A 14,163-nucleotide genomic window follows, 5' to 3' on the forward strand; every position below is an offset into this window, starting at 1 on the left:
GCCGGGCTGCTGTCAAGCTGGGCGGTGGTGTCCGCTGGCGGGTGGTGTCCGCTGGGATGGGGTTGGGCCAGTCGCTAGCCAACTGCCGGGGCCTCGGACAAGACGTGGTGGGCCGGCACAGGTTATTTCGTGTTCACGCCCCCGGGGAGGTGTCCCAACCCCCGGGAGTCGGCAGTCCTTGTGCCAGGGCAGTTCGCTTTTCGGTGGATTTCGGGCAGTTGGCGCACAAGACCTCGGCTGATCCGCCGGCTGGCGCTACTAACCTCTGGCCGGGTACGCCTCGAGCGTGCGTTCCCGCGTGGTGCCTTGGGACCGTCGACCAGCCCCAACCCGTCCGACCGCGCGGCCGAGTGATCACCGGTGAAGAGGCCCCGGGCTTCCTGTAGCCCGAGCCCTACCGGAAACTCGAGCTCCTCCCGCCGTACGGCGTCCCGCACCTCGAAGAACCGCCGGAAGACCTCAGGATTACGCCCATCCACGCTGACGATCTGCACCCGCGCACCCTATGCCGCACTCCCAGCCGCCGCGCGCGTGGGAAGGAAACCAGCAGGCTTAGTGGTGGGGGCGGAGGGCGCGGTTGGCGGCGGGTTCGGCGATTTGGGCGCGGAAGGGGTGGGAGGGGTAGACGCCGAGGATCCGGACCTCGACCGAGAAGAACGCGAGTTCCTCCAGCGCGAGAGCCACGTTCGGCTCTTGCGGGTGCCCTTCGATGTCGGCGTAGAACTGCGTCGCGAAGAACATGCCGCCGAGCTGATATGACTCCAGCTTGGTCATGTTGACGCCGTTGGTGGCGAACCCACCGAGCGCCTTGTACAGCGCGGCCGACACGTTGCGGACGCGGTAGACGAAGCTGGTGATGATCGGGCCTGAGCCGACCGGCGGAATCTCCGGCTCCCGCGACAACACCAGGAATCGCGTCGTGTTGTGGTGTTCGTCCTCCACGTCGGAGGCCAGCGTCTCGAGGCCGTACAGCTCCGCGGCAGCCCGGGGCGACAGCGACGCGACGGTCGGGTCGGCCAGTTCGGCGACCTCGCGGGCGGCGCCGGCGGTGTCGTCGGCGACCACTGTGGACCAGCCGTGTTCGCGGATGATCTTGCGGCACTGGCCGAGCGCGTGCACGTGGCTGCGGACGGTCCGGATCTGGTCGAGCGACGTACCCGGGACGGCCAGGAGCTGGAAGTGGATCGGCAGGAAGTGCTCGCCGACGATGTGCAGCCCGGACTCCGGCAGCAGGTGGTGGATGTCCGCCACCCGGCCGGCGATCGAGTTGTCCACCGGGATCATCGCGAGCCCGGCGCGACCGCTGCTGACCGCCTCGAGCGCGTCCTCGAACGTCGTGCACGGCAGCTGCTCGCGGTCGGGGAACATCTCGGTGCACGCCATCGCCGAGTTGGCGCCTGGCTCACCCTGGTATGCGATCGGTCCGTCCACGGTCTACCAGCCTAGACCCCGGACATCTCAGCAGACGGATCAGGTGTCCGTCTTGCGGACCTTCTTCGGTGCTCCGGTGACCGCCCGACCCTCCAGCAACTTGGCCTTGGTGGCATACATGTCGATGTACTCCTGGCCGGACAGCTCCATGATCTTGTACATGATCTCGTCGGTGACGGCCCGCAGAATCAGCCGATCGCTCTCCATCCCCTCATAGCGAGAGAAGTCCAGCGGCTCGCCGAATTTGATCGTGGGGGAGGCGAACGAGGCGACCACCTTGCCGGGTGGGGCGACCACGTCGGTGCCGATCACGCCGCACGGGATCACCGGCACCTTGGCCTCGAGCGCGAGCCGGGCGACGCCCGTACGTCCCTTGTAGAGGCGGCCGTCGTGCGACCGGGTGCCCTCGGGGTAGATGCCGAACAGCTCGCCGCGCTCCAGCACCTTCATCCCGGCCCGCATCGCGCCCTCGGACGCGGACCCGCCGGACCGGTCGATCGGCACCTGGCCGGTGCCCTTGAAGAACCCGCGCTGGAACCGGCCCTTGATCCCGGCGCCGGTGAAGTAGTCGGACTTCGCCACGAAGGTGACCCGGCGCCGGACCACCAGCGGCATGAAGATCCAGTCGGAGTACGAAAGGTGGTTGCTGGCGATGATCGCCGGGCCGGTCTCCGGGACGTTCGCGGCGCCGACCACGATCGGCCGGAAGATGCGCCTGACCGGCGGGCCGAGCAGCACGTTCTTCAGCAGGAAGTAGATGCCCTTGCCGTCGCCCTCACCGGAGTCGTCCACCGGGTGGACCCGGCCCGGCTCGGGCCGCGGCGACTGCGCCGGTTCCGTCATCGATGTCCTCTCCTCACAGTTCCCCGAGCCTTCATGATGCCGCACAACGGCACGGTTGGCTCGCTGGTCGCCACGCGGGAACTCCTCACACCCGGCGGCCGACCTTCGTAAGCTGCTGACGGCAGCGTCGCCCGGCTGGGGAGGACTTGTGCGGACCAAGGCTTTGACAGCGATGCTCGGGCTGCTGGCGGCGGTGTTCGCCGGCCCCGGTACGACGGCAGCCGCGCAAGAATCCGGTACGGCGGACGCCCCGGCGGCGACCGTGGTCCCGATCCAGGTGACCGGCCCGGCGGCCAGGTTCAACCTGGTCGTGATGGGCGACGGCTACACCGCGGCCGAGCTGCCGAAGTTCCACGAGCAGGTGGGCAAGCACCTGAACATCCTCTGGAGCATCGAGCCGTTCAAGTCGTACCGCAACTACGTCAATGTGTACGCCGTCGAGATCACCTCCCCGGAGAGCGGCGTCGACTGCGATCCCGGCCTCACCTCGCCCAAGGTCGACACCCCGTTGCAGATGGGCTTCTGGGGCGGTTGCAACCCGGGCAGTGTCCAGCGACTGCTCACGGTCAGCTCGGCCGCGGCGACGCAGTACGCCGATCTCGTCCCCGGCACCACGTCCGCCAACCGGCAGATCCTTGCTATCGGCAACAGCAACACGTACGGCGGCGCCGGCGGGACGTATGCCACGGCGTCCGGCGGCAACGCATTGTCCGCTCTGATCACGCCGCACGAGCTCGGCCACTCGCTCGGCGGCCTGCAGGACGAGTACGACTACTACGCCCGCGGTGCGCGCGGAGCGCCGTACGAAGGGCTTGAGCCTGCCTCGATCCATCACACTCTGCTGACCGAGCAGCAGATGCGGGACCAGCAGCAGAAGTGGTTCCGGTGGCTCGGCGAGCCGTCCGAGTCCGGCGGCACAATCGGTCGCTACGAGGGCGGCATGTACGCCGGCTCCAGGGTGTGGCGACCCAGCGCGCACTCGATGATGAAGGCACTCGGGTACTACTTCGACCAGGTCTCCCGGGAACGGATGACGCAGCGGATCTCGGCCCGTGCGTCGCTCTTCCAAAGCAGTACGCCGGTCGGGCAGGTCGCCGCCGACCAGGTCGTCTGGCTGCAGACCCTGCATCCGGTGGACCACGAGCTCGACGTGACCTGGACCTTGGACGGTACGGCGCTCCCGACCGCGAACCGCCGTGCGGTCGACCTCTCGACTCTCGAGCTCGCACCGGGCCTGCACACGCTGACGGCGTCGGTTGTCGACAATACGACGTTCATACGAGATCCCGCCGTACGCCCGACGGCCGCTCGCTCGTGGACCGTCAACACGACGCTGTCCGCCAAGCCGTCCACCGAGCCGGTGCGGTTCACCGGGTCGACGTCGACCGATCACCCGGTCAGCGCCGACGAGGTGGTGTACGCCGAGACGACGCAGTCCGACACCGCGCAGCCCGGGATCGTATGGCTGCTTGACGGGGTTGAGTTGGCCGGCGCTGGCAATGACCGGGACCTCGATCTGGAGTCGTTGAAGCTGACCGGCCGCCACACGCTCACGGCCCAGGTGGGTGCGGAGACCCTGACGTGGCAGGTTGACGGGGTCGAGCCGGTGGTGCAGTCGACGATGTCCAAACCGCTCCTGACTGTGCAGAAGGCGACCGGCCCGGAGTACATCTACAACGACGCGTTCACCATGGGCCTGGCCGCGACAGACGACAGCCCGGGGTACGTCGTTCCCGAGTTCCGGGTGGACGGGGACGGTTGGTACAACTACTACGGCTGGCCGACCGATGCGTCCGCGCTGTTCCGGTTCACCGCCGAGGGGACCGAGATCGACCAGCTCGTCTACGGCAAGCTCGGCGTACCGCGGGTGGTGCCGTGGGACGACGTACCGCCCGGATATGGCCGGCACCAGGTCGAGTACCGGGCGATCGATGCCTCCGGCAACATCGGGACACCGCGCCGGTTCGCGGTCACGTTGTTGCGCCCGGCCCCTAAATGCACGACGACCGTGACGGGTGTCCGGAACGAGCCGCTGTACGTGCGATCCGGGGTCACCTGCCTGGCCGGTGCCACGATCAGCGGCCCGGTCCTAGTCGGTGCCGGCGCGTCGGTGATAGCCACCGACTCTCGTGTCGTCGGCCAGGTCCGGGCGGATCAAGCAGCCGACCTCCAGTTGTTGCGGAGCACGATCGGTGGACCGGTCAGCATCGACGGCGTGACCCGGAGCGTCGTGGTCGTCGGGACCACGGTCCAGGGCCTGGTGTCCGTGACCAGGTCCAGTACGACGGAGGCCGCCGTACTGGCCGGGAACGCGGTGACGGGACCGCTGAGTTGCTCTGGCAACACGCCTGCGCCGGTTGATTTGCAGGCGCAAAACCAGGTATCCGGACCGCGGTCCGGTCAGTGTGTGGGGTTGTGAGTTGCGCGGACATGGGCGTGAGTTTCGCTGACATGTCCGTGCACGTTTCGGTCCCTTAGGTTTCCGGTGCGGGGAGGTCCCGCCGTACTGGAAGGAGCGAGATGAACGGACTGCGGGTGGCGTCCCTGCTGCTGGCCACGATGACGACCGGGCTGGTGGCCGGGGTGTACGCGATCTACGCGAACGCCTTCATGCCCGGGCTGGCGAAGACCGACGACAAGACCTTCGTCGGCGCGTTCCAGGCGGTCGACCGGGCCATCGTCAATCCGCTGTTCCTCGGGCTCGGGTTCGTCGGCGCGTTGCTGTTCACGCTGCTGGCCGGTCTGCTCAGCCTGAAGGAGAAGGCGCTGCCGTGGATCGCGGTCGCCTTCGTCCTCTACCTGATCACGATGATCCTGACGATCGCGGTCAACGTCCCGCTCAATGACGCGCTCAGGGCGGCCGGTGACCCGAACACCATCGATGTGGCCGCCGCTCGGGCGGCCTTCGACGAGTCCAAGTGGCGCATGTTCAACCTGATCCGCGCCATCCTCGCCACCTTCTCCTTCGGCCTCCTCGGCTGGGCCCTCTACCTCACCGGCACATCCGCCGCCTGAGACAATGCCCGGGTGCCACCTGTTCAAGCTCCGCCGTCGCACCAGCTCCCCGCGGTCCAGAAACTGCGGGTCCGGTTCGCCAAGCGCGGACGGCTGCGATTCACCTCACACCGCGATTTCCAGCGGGCGTTCGAGCGCGCCGTCCGCCGGGCGGAGCTGCCGGTGGCGTTCTCGCACGGCTTCAGCCCGCACCCGAAGATCTCGTACGCCGGTGCCGCGCCGACCGGAGCCGCGTCCGAGGCAGAGTATCTGGAGATCTCGCTCACACAGGAGCGGGACGCCGAGCAGGTCCGGGCCGCCCTGGACGAGGCGCTGCCACCCGGTCTCGACGTCCTCGAGGTGGTTGTCGCCGGCCCCGGGTCGCTGGCCGACCGGCTGGAGGCGAGCGAGTGGCTGATCGCGTTGCCCGGTGTGGATCCGGAGGCGGCTGCCGAGGCGGTGGCGGCGTTCCTGGCCCGGGAGGAAATTCTGGTCGAGCGCATGACCAAACGCGGGCTTCGCTCGTTCGACTGTCGGGACGCCGTTCTGCGACTCACCGTCGCGCACGAACCGGGGTCGGTTGCGACGTGTGCGATACTGCAAGTGGTGTTACGGCACGGAACCCCGGCCGTGAGACCCGACGACGTTCTCGCCGGCGTGCTCGACGTAGCGACGCTCCCGGTGACGGGCCCGGCTCTTTTGACCAGGCTCGCCCAGGGCCCGCTCATCGCGGCCTCCGGCACGGTGGACGACCCGCTCGCTCGTGACCGCGACGCCACCCAGGCGACCGCGACCGGCCAGGCGGAAGACCACCAGACGCACACAGCGGAGGGCGACGCCGCCGCTCCCTCCGAGCCCTGAGCACGGGCGGAGCGGATCCAGCAGGCTTCCGCCGCGCCGGCACCGAGAAAACTGTGCCGGACGGCGAACCGTGACCGCTCTGTGGCCGCGCCGGACCCGTGACAGGGGTCGCAGGATGCGCCGGAGGGCTTGAGGAGACCCGCACTACATGCTCGACAACGAGCCGACTACCGAAGCAGCCGGTACGGCTGCCACCGCCCAGCAGCAGCCAGGAGCGCGCAAGACCGCGAAGAAGGTCACTGCGAAGAAGACCACCGCGAAGCGCACCGTCAAGAAGACCGCCGCCGCGGAGGTCCCCACCCAGTCCGACGGCGAGGTCGCCGATCCGGCGCCCGCCACGGCCAGGAAGACGGCTGCCAAGAAGGCTGTCGCGAAGAAGACCACGGTCAAGAAGGCCGCGGCGAAGACCGCTGCCAAGAAGACCGCCACCAAGCGTCCGGCCAAGAAGGCGACCGCGCAGGACGCGTTCCCGGAGCTGATCGAGACCGACGCGCCGGAGACCATCCTGGCCGACGGCGGCCCGATCGTCGAGAACGCCCCGGCGACCGCGCAGAGGACCACCCGCAAGCGCACCGCGAAGAAGGCCGCGCAGGCCGATCTCCGGACTGAGAACAGCCCTGTCACCGACGGCCCGGTCGTCGACGCGGAAACCCCGGCCGCAGCCTCCGCGCCGACCGAGTCCCGCTCCTCCCGGCGCACGCGCTCCCGCGGACGTTCCACCGACACCACAGCCTCCGGCCAGACCACGACAGCCTCCGGCCAGACCGGCACGGCCGACGGCCAGGCCGACACGGGCGCCGGCTCTGCCGCCGGTGAGACCAACGCGACCGCTGGCACGGACACTGCGCACGCTGACATCAATGCTGAGTCCGGCGCGACGCGGTCGGGCTCCAGGCGTCGCGGCTCGAACGCCCCGTCCGCCTCCACCGACGAGGCCCCGAGCACCCCGTCCACCGACAACACCGCCGGCCAGGACACCAACCAGGCCGACGAGCCGACCACCCGCCGTACGCGCCGCCGCGCGCCGGCCGCTGCTCCGGTGCTGTTCCAGGCGCCGGTCGACGTGCCGGCTCAGGCCCCCGCGCAGGCCGCCGCGACCAGCCCGGTCGAGGCAACGCCGGAGGTTGTGGAGACCACCGGTGCCGAGCCGAGCGCCGACGAGCAGCCGACGACGACTCGCCGTCGCCGCAGCCGGCGTGGCCGCGACACCGAGGCCCGCGACACCGAGGCCCGCGACGCCGAAGCGCAGGGTGACGAGCCCCGCGAGGGCGACCAGGCTCCCGCCGAGCCGAGCCGGCGTTCCCGCGCGGGCAGCGCGGCAACCGGTTCGGGTCAGCGGCCGGTCGAGGTCGCCGACGAGGACGAGACCGCCGAGGCCGGACAGACCGACGAGCACGCCGACGCGCAGTCCGAGGACGGCGAGGACGGTGGCGAGGGCACACGTCGTCGCCGCCGGCGCCGTGGTGGTCGTCGCCGTCGCAAGTCCGGTGACACCGACGCCGAGGACACCGCCGACGAGCAGTCCGACGAGGACGACCAGGACGAGCCCGAGGCCGAGGCCGGCTCGGATGACGAGCACGACGGCTCCGCCGACTCCGACGAGGACGGCGACGCCAGCGGCAGCTCGTCCCGGCGCCGTCGGCGTCGTCGCCGCCGCAAGGGCGAGGAGGGCGCCGGAGCCGCGGACGACCCCGACGAGACCGTCGTACGGGTCCGCGAGCCGCGCAGCAAGAACACCGTCAACGAGATCACCGCGGTCGAGGGCTCGACCCGCCTGGAGGCGAAGAAGCAGCGCCGCCGCGAGGGTCGCGCCGCCGGACGCCGCCGGGCGCCGATCGTCACCGAGGCCGAGTTCCTGGCCCGGCGCGAGTCGGTCGAGCGGACCATGGTGATCCGCGCGCGTGGCGACCTGACCCAGATTGCCGTCTCCGAGGACAACGTCCTGGTCGAGCACTACGTCGCCCAGGAGGAGCAGGTCTCGCTGATCGGCAACGTGTACCTCGGCCGGGTGCAGAACGTGCTCCCCAGCATGGAGGCCGCGTTCATCGATATCGGCAAGGGCCGCAACGCGGTCCTGTACGCCGGTGAGGTCGACTGGGCCACGCTCGGCGGGGCCAACGGGCCGCGCAAGATCGAGCAGGTGCTGAAGTCCGGCCAGGCCGTGCTGGTCCAGGTGACCAAGGACCCGATCGGCCACAAGGGCGCCCGGCTGACCAACCAGATCAGCCTGCCCGGCCGGTACGTCGTCTACGTGCCGCGCGGCGGCAACGGCGGCATCAGCCGCAAGCTGCCCGACACCGAGCGGAGCCGCCTGAAGGGCATCCTCAAGGACATCGTCCCCGACGAGGCGGGCGTGATCGTCCGGACCGCGGCCGAGGGCGCGTCGGAGGAAGAGCTGACCGCCGACGTCAGCCGGCTGCAGAAGTACTGGACCGACATCGACAAGAAGTCGAAGAGCGGCCAGGCCCCGCAGCTGCTGCACGGTGAGCCGGACCTGCTGATCCGGGTGGTCCGCGACCTGTTCACCGAGGACTTCACCAAGCTGGTGATCTCCGGTGACGACGCGTACGACCAGGTGCGCGAGTACGTCTCGGACGTCGCGCCGCACCTGGCCGACCGGGTCGAGAAGTGGTCGGGCGACGGGGACGTCTTCTCGAACTTCCGCATCGACGAGCAGATCAAGAAGGCGCTGGACCGCAAGGTCTGGCTGCCGTCGGGTGGTTCGCTGATCATCGACCGGACCGAGGCAATGACGGTCGTCGACGTGAACACCGGCAAGTTCACCGGCTCCGGCGGCAACCTCGAGGAGACCGTCACCAAGAACAACCTGGAAGCGGCCGAGGAGATCGTCCGGCAGCTCCGGCTCCGCGACATCGGCGGCATCATCGTGATCGACTTCATCGACATGGTGCTGGAGTCGAACCGCGACCTGGTGCTGCGCCGGCTGGTCGAGTGCCTGGGCCGCGACCGGACCAAGCACCAGGTGGCCGAGGTCACCTCGCTCGGCCTGGTCCAGATGACCCGGAAGCGGATCGGCACCGGTCTGCTCGAGGCGTTCAGCGAGAACTGCGACCACTGTGGTGGCCGCGGCCTGATCCTGCACGACGAGCCGAAGGAGTCCCGCCGCCGCGACAGCCGCAACGGCCAGGACAACAACAAGCCCGCCGCGCAGGCCGAGGAGCCCCGCAAGTCGTCCCGCCGCCGCGGCCGTGGCAAGGGCCGCGCCGAGGACGAGCACACCGAGGAGGCGTCGCAGCACAACGGCGACGCCGCCCACCGCCTCGCCCAGATCGCTGCCGCCTCCGCCAAGAAGGACGAAGACGCGACCGGGACCGACGAGGGCGCGGTGGCCGAAGCCGGAGCAGGTACGCCGGAGCCGACCGGTTACCCGGTGTCCGCCAGGGCCGATGAGCAGGTCAGCCCGGAGGCAACCGGCTTCCCGGCGGCCGCCGACACGGCCACGACTGTCTCCACCGACGCGGCAGAGCCCGCCGAGGCGGCCCCGAACGGGTCCGCCAAGTCCGGCAGCACGCGGCGGCGCCGCAGCAGCCGCGGCCGGGGCAAGGGCGCCCAGGCGGCCGGCGGCGAGTCCGCCGGCGAGGGTGACGCCGGCAGCCCCGGAGCCGACGCTCCGGAACTCGTCTCGACCAGTAGCTGACCAGATGTGACACGAGTCCCCACGCAGGCGGATGACCCGGTTTGACCCGCCTGTGAGGGGACCCGTAAACTTGAGCTTCGGCGCGCGTTCCGCGTGCCATGTTTGTGTGGGCCGCGAGCAGGTCTGTGCAGGCCCCCGTAAGAACTTCCGAACCAGCAGAGAGTGAGATCCACGGTGTACGCGATCGTGCGCAGTGGCGGCACCCAGCAGAAGGTCGCCGTCGGCGATGTCATCGAGATCGACAGCCTGACGGACGCGGTGGGCGACACCGTGTCCCTGCCGGCGGTCCTGGTCGTCGATGGCGACACCGTGACGACCGACGCCGCGGCGCTGTCCAAGGTGGCCGTGTCGGCCGAGGTCCTGGGCCGTACCAAGGGTCCCAAGATCCACATCCTCAAGTACAAGAACAAGACCGGTTACCGCAAGCGCCAGGGTCACCGTCAGCACTACACCCAGGTCAAGGTCACCGCGATCGACGCGAAGAAGAAGTGAGCTGATCAGAAATGGCACACAAGAAGGGCGCCGCGTCCACCCGTAACGGGCGCGACTCCAACGCGCAGCGGCTCGGCGTCAAGCGGTACGGCGGCCAGCTGGTGAACGCCGGCGAGATCATCGTCCGTCAGCGCGGCACGCACTTCCACCCGGGCGACCTGGTCGGCCGTGGCGGCGACGACACGCTGTTCGCGCTCGCCGAGGGCCGGGTGGAGTTCGGCACCCGGCGCGGTCGTCGCGTCGTCAACATCGTCCCGGCCCCGGCGGAGTAACACCGCCACCCGGACGGAACAAAAGCTCTGCACAGGGCGGGTCGCGGAATGACGCGGCCCGCCCTTTGCGTTGCTGTCACTACGGACCCCCACAGCATCACAACCGGCCCCTCGGCCGATGCGTGAGCGTGAGTCGCCGCGAATGGCGGCGATTGTGATGGCCTGGCGGTCCGGCCCCTACAGGAAGTAGAGAACACCGATGGCGATTCCCAGCTTTGTCGACCGGGTCACGGTGCACGTCACCGCGGGCCGCGGCGGAAACGGCTGCGCCTCGGTGCACCGGGAGAAGTTCAAGCCTCTCGGCGGTCCGGACGGCGGGAACGGCGGTGACGGCGGCAGCGTGATCCTGCGCGTCGACCCCGACGTCACAACACTCGTCGACTACCACCGCTCCAGCCACCGCACCGCCACGAACGGTGCCCAGGGCAAGGGTGATCACCAGGCCGGCAGCAACGGCGGCGACGTCGTACTCGGCGTCCCCGACGGCACGGTCATCGGTACGGCGGACGGCGTCGTACTCGCGGACCTCGTCGGACCCGGCGCGGAGTTCGTCGCGGCGCAGGGCGGCAAGGGCGGCCTCGGTAATGCGGCCCTGGCCAGCAGCGCCCGGAAGGCCCCCGGTTTCGCCCTGCTCGGTGAGGACGGCGAGGAGCGCACGCTCGTCCTGGAGCTCAAGGTGGTCGCCGACATCGGCCTGGTCGGGTTTCCGAGTGCCGGCAAGTCGTCGCTGGTCGCGTCGATCAGCCGGGCCCGGCCGAAGATCGCCGACTACCCGTTCACCACCCTGATCCCGAACCTCGGCGTCGTGGTCGCGGGTGACGTCACCTTCACGGTGGCCGACGTACCCGGCCTGATCGAAGGGGCGAGCGAGGGACGCGGGCTCGGGTACGACTTCCTGCGGCACGTGGAGCGGTGTGCGGCGCTCGTACATGTCATCGACTGCGCGACGTACGAGCCGGGCCGCGACCCGCTCAGCGACCTGGACACGATCGAGGCCGAGTTGCAGGCGCACGGTGGGCTCGAGGACCGGCCGCGACTCGTTGCCCTGAACAAGATCGACGTACCCGACGCACGGGACATCGCCGAGATGGTGCAGGCCGAGCTGGAGCAGCGCGGGCTGCGGGTGTTCCCGATCTCGACCGCTTCGCACGAAGGCCTGGAGGCCTTGAAGTTCGCGATGGCGGAGATCGTCGTACGGCGGCGTGCGGAGGAGGAGAAGCCCGACACCACGCGGATCGTGATCCGGCCGCAGGTGCAGGGCGGACCCGAGTTCAAGGTGAAGAAGCTGCCGGAGGACGGCGGCTGGCTGGTGCAGGGCGAGAAGCCCGACCGCTGGGTCCGGCAGACCGACTTCGCGAACGCGGAGGCGACCGGCTACCTGGCCGACCGGCTGAACCGGCTCGGCGTGGAGAAGGAGTTGCTCGAGCTCGGCGCGATGGAGGGTGACGCGGTCGTCATCGGTGACGGACCGAACGCGATCGTGTTCGACTTCGCGCCCGAGGTCCAGGCCGGGGCGGAGATCCTGGCCCGGCGCGGTGAGGACCACCGGCTGGAGGAGCCCCGTCCCGCGGTGCAGCGGCGGCGGGCGAAGGACACCGAATACCATGCCCACCGGGCGTCGGGGGATCGGTCCGAGTACGGGCAGGGCTGGGTCGAGGACGAGGTCGACCTGTCCCCGGCCGAGGCGAAACGAGCAGCGGAGAAGGCGGCGAAGCTGGCGCGCAAGGAAGCACGCGAGCTCGAAGCCAGGGACATAGATCAGGACGCCTGATGAAACCTCGCGCGGAGGCCGTGAAGGCCACGCGGATCGTCGTGAAGGTCGGCTCGTCGTCGCTGACCCAGCGCGGCAGGATCGACCTTGTGCGGCTCCAGTTGCTCGTCGACGCCGTCGCGGCGCGGCGGGTGGAGGGCACCGAGGTCGTCCTCGTCTCATCCGGCGCGATCGCCGCCGGCATGGCTCCGATGGGTCTTCGGTCGCGGCCGCGCGACCTGGCGACGCAACAGGCGGCGGCATCCGTCGGCCAGGGCCTGCTGATGGCGCGGTACAGCGATGCCTTCGCGGAGCATGGTCTGCGTGTCGGTCAGGTGCTGCTCACGGTCGACGATGTGACGCGGCGGAGCCATTACCGCAACGCCTATCGGACCTTCGCGCGGTTGCTCGAGCTGGGCGTCGTACCGATCGTCAACGAGAACGACACGGTCGCCACCACGGAGATCCGCTTCGGCGACAACGACCGGTTGGCGGCGCTCACGAGTCACCTCGTCCACGCCGATCTGTTGTTGCTGCTGTCGGATGTCGACGGACTGTACGACGGGGATCCGCGCAAGCCCGGTACGTCGATGGTCGCCGAGGTCCGTGGTCCCGCGGACCTTGCGCCGCTGCGGATCGGCCGGAACGGGTCGTCCGGAGTGGGCACCGGCGGCATGCAGACGAAGGTCGAGGCGGCCGCGATCGCCACCGAGGCAGGCATTCCGGTTGTCCTGACGTCGGCCGCTCGCGTCGGCGAGGCCTTGCGTGGCGAGCCCGTCGGCACCTTGTTCCACCCGACCGGCCGCCGCCGCAAGACCCGCCTGCTCTGGCTGGCCCACGCCACTTCCGGCCAGGGCGTACTGCGCCTGGACGAAGGAGCGGTCCGAGCCGTGACAGAACGCCGTACGTCGCTCCTCCCGGCCGGAATCTCCGCCGTCGAAGGCACCTTCTCCGCCGGTGACCCGGTCGACCTGGTCTCCCCGTCCGGCGCCGTCATCGCTCGCGGCCTGGTCAACTACGACGCGGCCGAACTCCCCGACCTCCTCGGCCGCTCCACCCGAGACCTGGCCCGCGAACTGGGCGCCGCCTACGAACGCGAGGTCGTCCACCGAGACGACCTGGTCCTGCTGTAGCCCAAAGGTCCTGCCCATTTGTGACGGTCGACCCTGGCCCGGCGGGCAGATGTTCACAAAGCTCGATCGTATGAGCGGAAAAGGCAATCGGGGCGCCGGTGGCGGAGACGCGGTGTACGGACTCGGTCTGATCGGCGCCCTCGTGTACTACATCCAACAAGCCGACAGCTTCTGGGGAGTCATCGTCGGCATCCTCCAGGCCCTGGTCTGGCCGGCCTTCGTCTTCTACGACCTACTCAAGTTCTTGCACCGCTGAAGCAGCTGTCCCGCTTGGAGGTGGACGACATGGCCAAATCGGCCGAGAACACCGGTGTCCTCGAAATCCTGCAAGGAGTGATCGACGGAGTCAAAGCCGGAACGGTCTTCGGCCAGCCGATCGAGAAGGATGGCGTGACGGTGCTGCCGGTAGCGCGCATCAGCGGCGGCGGAGGCGGTGGCAAGGGCCAGGACGCCGGCGGGCGTGAAGCCGAAGGCGCCGGTGGCGGCCTCGGTCTGTCGGCCCGGCCGGTCGGGGTGTACGTCATCCGTGATGGCAAAGTCTCCTGGTCCCCGGCCGTCGACGTCACCAGAGTCATCCTGGGCGGACAACTGGTCGGCGTGGTCGCGCTCCTGACCCTCCGTGCCCTGTTCAAGATCATCGGCCGCCGGATGGCCCGCCGCGAGGCCGGCCCGACGGTCCCGAAACAGCCCTGACGCGGGAGTCCGCTATCTGGCGAGGTCGGGGCAGCG

12 protein-coding genes are annotated in these 14,163 nt (G+C 69.7%); 10 read left to right on the top strand and 2 right to left on the bottom strand.

Annotation, left to right across the window (positions count from 1 at the left end; translation table 11 throughout):
- Nucleotides 1-552: 552 nt before the first annotated feature.
- Nucleotides 553-1,431, bottom strand: coding sequence for a prephenate dehydratase (locus OG555_RS26080; RefSeq protein ID WP_329475176.1), 879 nt, complete (start codon nucleotides 1,429-1,431; stop codon nucleotides 553-555).
- Between the two features lie 39 nt (nucleotides 1,432-1,470).
- The gene (locus OG555_RS26085) at nucleotides 1,471-2,274 is read right to left on the bottom strand and encodes a lysophospholipid acyltransferase family protein (protein ID WP_329475177.1); all 804 of its coding nucleotides are present in this window, start codon (nucleotides 2,272-2,274) and stop codon (nucleotides 1,471-1,473) included.
- Between the two features lie 148 nt (nucleotides 2,275-2,422).
- On the opposite strand from OG555_RS26085, the gene OG555_RS26090 reads away from it, so the two are divergent.
- The 10 genes from OG555_RS26090 (at nucleotide 2,423) to OG555_RS26135 (ending at nucleotide 14,127) form a co-directional block, all read left to right on the top strand.
- Entirely contained in the window at nucleotides 2,423-4,693 is a 2,271-nt protein-coding gene (locus tag OG555_RS26090) for a M64 family metallopeptidase (protein ID WP_329475178.1), read from the top strand.
- Nucleotides 4,694-4,794: 101 nt separating this feature from the next.
- Nucleotides 4,795-5,289: an anthrone oxygenase family protein gene (locus OG555_RS26095; RefSeq protein ID WP_329475179.1), complete on the top strand. Its 495-nt coding sequence runs from the start codon at nucleotides 4,795-4,797 to the stop codon at nucleotides 5,287-5,289.
- A gap of 12 nt (nucleotides 5,290-5,301) precedes the next feature.
- A complete protein-coding gene (locus OG555_RS26100; protein ID WP_329475180.1) occupies nucleotides 5,302-6,129 on the top strand; it encodes a TIGR03936 family radical SAM-associated protein in 828 nt (275 codons plus the stop codon).
- A 148-nt stretch (nucleotides 6,130-6,277) separates the two neighbouring features.
- Nucleotides 6,278-9,787 (top strand): Rne/Rng family ribonuclease, encoded by a 3,510-nt coding sequence (locus OG555_RS26105; RefSeq protein ID WP_329475181.1) that lies wholly within the window; start codon nucleotides 6,278-6,280, stop codon nucleotides 9,785-9,787.
- Nucleotides 9,788-9,961: 174 nt separating this feature from the next.
- A complete protein-coding gene (gene rplU, locus OG555_RS26110) occupies nucleotides 9,962-10,279 on the top strand; it encodes a 50S ribosomal protein L21 (RefSeq protein WP_329484872.1) in 318 nt (105 codons plus the stop codon).
- 11 nt (nucleotides 10,280-10,290) lie between these two features.
- Complete coding sequence (gene rpmA, locus OG555_RS26115; RefSeq protein WP_328522445.1) at nucleotides 10,291-10,551, top strand: 50S ribosomal protein L27; 261 nt, start codon at nucleotides 10,291-10,293, stop codon at nucleotides 10,549-10,551.
- Between the two features lie 199 nt (nucleotides 10,552-10,750).
- Nucleotides 10,751-12,322 carry a GTPase ObgE gene (obgE, locus tag OG555_RS26120; RefSeq protein WP_329475182.1) on the top strand — a complete coding sequence of 524 codons (1,572 nt, stop codon included), beginning with the start codon at nucleotides 10,751-10,753 and terminating at the stop codon, nucleotides 12,320-12,322.
- Nucleotides 12,322-13,434 carry a glutamate 5-kinase gene (proB, locus tag OG555_RS26125; protein ID WP_329475183.1) on the top strand — a complete coding sequence of 371 codons (1,113 nt, stop codon included), beginning with the start codon at nucleotides 12,322-12,324 and terminating at the stop codon, nucleotides 13,432-13,434. The genes obgE and proB overlap by 1 nt, the downstream gene beginning before the upstream one ends.
- A gap of 70 nt (nucleotides 13,435-13,504) precedes the next feature.
- Entirely contained in the window at nucleotides 13,505-13,690 is a 186-nt protein-coding gene (locus OG555_RS26130) for a hypothetical protein (RefSeq protein WP_329475184.1), read from the top strand.
- Nucleotides 13,691-13,719: 29 nt separating this feature from the next.
- Complete coding sequence (locus OG555_RS26135; RefSeq protein WP_329475185.1) at nucleotides 13,720-14,127, top strand: spore germination protein GerW family protein; 408 nt, start codon at nucleotides 13,720-13,722, stop codon at nucleotides 14,125-14,127.
- Nucleotides 14,128-14,163 lie beyond the last annotated feature (36 nt).

Origin of the sequence: Kribbella sp. NBC_01484 (assembly GCF_036227145.1) — a bacterium.
GTDB lineage: Bacteria > Actinomycetota > Actinomycetes > Propionibacteriales > Kribbellaceae > Kribbella.